Origin of the sequence: uncultured Campylobacter sp. (assembly GCF_938018035.1) — a bacterium.
In the GTDB taxonomy this organism is placed as follows: Bacteria; Campylobacterota; Campylobacteria; order Campylobacterales; family Campylobacteraceae; genus Campylobacter_B.
On sequence record NZ_CALIJF010000141.1, the window covers coordinates 1 to 3,772 of the forward strand.

Annotated in this window: 3 protein-coding genes; all 3 read right to left on the reverse strand. The window is 46.6% G+C overall.

Annotated elements, in window-relative coordinates; all coding sequences use genetic code 11:
- Positions 1-1,089: 1,089 nt before the first annotated feature.
- Complete coding sequence (locus tag Q0257_RS04160) at positions 1,090-1,512, reverse strand: Sua5/YciO/YrdC/YwlC family protein (RefSeq protein WP_298021911.1); 423 nt, start codon at positions 1,510-1,512, stop codon at positions 1,090-1,092.
- Positions 1,513-1,525: 13 nt separating this feature from the next.
- Positions 1,526-2,425, reverse strand: coding sequence for a DMT family transporter (locus Q0257_RS04165; RefSeq protein ID WP_298021914.1), 900 nt, complete (start codon positions 2,423-2,425; stop codon positions 1,526-1,528).
- Between the two features lie 362 nt (positions 2,426-2,787).
- Positions 2,788-3,423 carry a GyrI-like domain-containing protein gene (locus tag Q0257_RS04170; protein ID WP_298021917.1) on the reverse strand — a complete coding sequence of 212 codons (636 nt, stop codon included), beginning with the start codon at positions 3,421-3,423 and terminating at the stop codon, positions 2,788-2,790.
- Positions 3,424-3,772 lie beyond the last annotated feature (349 nt).

Genomic DNA, 3,772 nt, shown 5'->3' on the forward strand with positions numbered 1-3,772 from the left:
ACCGCTCATAAAAGCTCCTTGAATGGATTTAATTTGCCCGCAAGCGGTTTAAGCTAAGCCGTTTGCGCTTCAAATTTAATGCGGTAATTTTAGCGAAATTTTAATATAAAGCAAGAATGGCGGCGCTAAATTCATGAAAATTTATGATTTATGCAGTAATGAAGGAATAGCTAGCGGAGTTTATCGGTTGGAATTTATCGGTTGGAATTTATCGGTGCCGCGCGGCGAGAGGCGGTTTAAATTTTAAAACTTGCAGCGTTTGGCTTGACACACGTTGCGCGGCGGCGGAAATTTTATCTGCCGTCGTGGCGCAGCAATGGGGGGTGCGCTTGCACTTTATGCGCAGGTTTGGCAGCTTCAGGGCGTGAGCGACGCGTAGGGCTTTGCGGCGCTTGCTGCTGCGGCAGCGGTGGGGATAGGGCAGTAGTGGCGGGACTTTTGATATACAATCAGCGATGATAGAATTTTTGATCGTAATACTTGCAGCGGCGATAAAATTTTAATTGAATAGGTATCGGCGGCGGTTGAATTTTATTAAAACTATATGAGGCGGCGGCGAAATTTTGATTTTAGCGGCGCCAGAGGAGCTTTTTTTAAAGATCAAATTTTAATCAAAGGCAAAAGCGGCGTCGGTGGAGCTTCGATCAAAACGGCGCATAGCGGCTCGGATAAAAACCGGCGGCAATGTCTGATCTTTAAAATTTTGATCCAGAACACTCGGGATGCGAGAATTTCTAGCGATAATCTTAGCTCGCCCGAGTTAAAATTTTGATCGAGAGTATCTGGCGATAGAATTTCATTCAAAGCTAGCAATGACGAAATTTTACGGCTTCGAAAACGGCAGTAATTTTACTATTTGAAGGTAACGGGGAATGGGGGTGCAGCTTTTTATATGATTTTTCTGCGAGCCTGCCGTGATCCTTTACAATTTTTTAAAATTCCAGACGGTATTTGCGCGGTTTATATGTGACGAAATTTTACGGTTCGGTAAATTTATAGAGCAATTTAAATTTACAAAGTCGCTTAAATTTATAAACTACTGCGCCTCTTTTTGAGCGCTCTTTGCGCGCATAAATTTAATCGGCAGTTCTATCTAATCCGCAAAATTTTAGTTTTTGAAATTTTATATATTTTCGAGCTTGCGTTTTGGCTGAAATTTTGATCCACGACCTCGTCCGCCGCAGCTTTCGCCCACTCTTCGTCGAAGTTTTGTCCGTTTAAATTTGCGCTGCTAGAGTAAAGCCAGTCAAATTGCCTCAAAAACTCCTCGTGGGCGCACCCTTTTACGACGCGCACGGCGGTACCGTTCGGATACAAAAAGGTAGTTTTCCTCGCGCGGCGCACTAAATTTTTAAATTTAGCGGGCACGCGAGCGAGATTTTTTAGCTTGCTAAGCTTTGCCGTCGTTATAAGGCATGGCTTGTTAAGCGGGCGGCGTTTGAGTGCGTTTATCTCGCGAAAATCCTTACTCAAAAATCCCGCCGTCGTATCGGTCTGCGCCAAATAGATCATCTCTCCTCCAAATTTACGCCTTTTTCCTATCTTTAGCCAGCAAAAATATGCACGAGATAATGAGCGTAAAGCCCGCAAAATCAAGGAACACGAACTCCGTCCCCAGCCAAAAATAGGCAAACGCCGCCGCGCTCACCGGCTCGATGCACGCTATCATGCTCGCCCTGCTTGCGCCTATTATCTTTAGCCCCGTCATGTAAAAGCTAAACGCGCATATCGTGCCTAAAATCACCACCGCGACAAGCGCCGCAAAGCCGTCTGCGTCGCTCACGCCGCCCAGCTGCCAAACCCGCGTGTAAAGCGCGAGCGCGCCGCCGCCGATGACCATGCCCCAGCCTAAATTTAACGCGACGGGGTATTTTTGATTTAGCTTAGTCGGGATGAGGCTGTAGATCACGACGCCAAGCGCGCTAATGAGGCACCAAACCAGCGCCTCTGCGCTGATAACGAGCGAGCCAAGATCGCCGTGAGTGGCGAGCAACACGACGCCCAGCACCGCGAAAATGAGCGCGATGAGCTCGACCTTTTTAGGCGCGCGCCGCTGTAAAAAGCAAACGACGGCGAGGATGAGCGCGGGCGCGGAGTACTGGATCACGGTCGCGACGGCGGCGTTTGAGAGCTCGACACCGCAAAAGTACGAATACTGTGTCATCATAAGCCCAAAAAACGCGTAGATGAGCAGCTGCGGCAAAAGCACGCGATCTTTTAGCGGAGCGAGGGCTAGGCGCGGCGAGCGAGCGATGTAATACGCTACCATCGCAAGCCCGGCGAGGCCTAGGCGGTAGGGCACGAGCCAGTCGGCGCTGACGCCCTTTTGCGTGAACAGATACTGCCCGCAAACACTGCTAAATCCCCATAATACGCCGCCAAGAAGCGTGACGAAAACGCCAAAAAATTCGCTCTGTGATCTCATTTGCCGCCTTAAATTTAAAGCCAAAGTATACAAGCTTATGCTTAAGCTGGGGTTAAATTGAGGGCTTCGGCGTAGTATATCGGACTATATTTGCAACTAGTAAAATTTTGTAAATTTTAAAATTTAAACCGTACAAAGAGATAGCAAAATTTTACTCTGCTATAAAAATTTAATAAAACTGCGCGAGAATAGTGTAACTTTGATTTAAGAATCCGTTTTTTTCAACTCTCTTAAATTGTAAATCAAATTTAACTTAGCATTAGCGGCTTATGCAGCAAATTCGGCTTTGCGTTACGTGGCGGCTTCGTAGTTTGCCTAAGCTATATTAAATCGCCGCGAGGCCAAATTTAGCCCAAAAATGGCTAAATTTTCCTAATCGGGAGCCTGATTATCGTTTTGCATTTTTGCGGCACCGTTTTTCTGGGGTCGCTTAGATAGATTTCGTGATGCGCTCTTTGCTCGCTAAAGTCCTTTGCGTAGCCATTCGCGATGATAAACTCGTCTATTTTGGCTACGCTTTGCGGCTCATCATCAAAGCTGCCCACATGTAAAATTTGCGCGCAAAGCCCCTCATCTATCCTCAAAAACTCCGCCGCACTGCAGTCTAGCTTCTTTTTCCAAGTAGCCTGCTGCACTGCCCAGTCGAAATTTTCTCGCGTGATAAAATCGGGCAGTCTAATCGCGCTAATCCAGCTAAAATCGCTCTTTCTAGCGTAGTCTGCAGCGCCGCAAGCCGAGCCGCTTTGTCGCCAAAACCCCTCTAGGGGTGGCACGACGTACTCAAAAAAGCCATCGATCTTATAATCAGTTTTGTAGCTCATTTTTAGCGCGTAACTCACGGCGTAAAGCACCTCTATTGCGTGTTGATACGCGCCGCCTGATTCGTTCGGGTCGCCTTCGCCGCGGACGCAGACGAAATTCGCAGGCGGAACGGTTAAAATTTGCGGCGTCTGCTTTGGCGCGTAAAGCTGTCTAAACTCTTTTTTAAAATCAAGCATTTTATTCCTTTTGTGAGGTAAATTTCATAAAATTTTGCGCTAGAAGCGAAGCTGAAATTTTAAATGGTTGTAAAATTTTACAGCATTACGCGATCGCGCGTATGCGAAATTCTACGAAATTTTACGTTCATCGTAACTACTGCGAGAAATTTTGCCGCAAGCGCGTCAATGCGTCGCTACGCAATAAAATTTCACGCCACCCTCAAACAGGATATGAAATTTACTGCAAGTATTTGAAAAATTTTAATACATGCAGATAGATTTTATGCAGGCAAAATTTCACACGGGCGAAATTTCACGCCGCTATAAATATTTTAAAATTCTGCCGAAGCGCGCGGCTAAAGCGGCG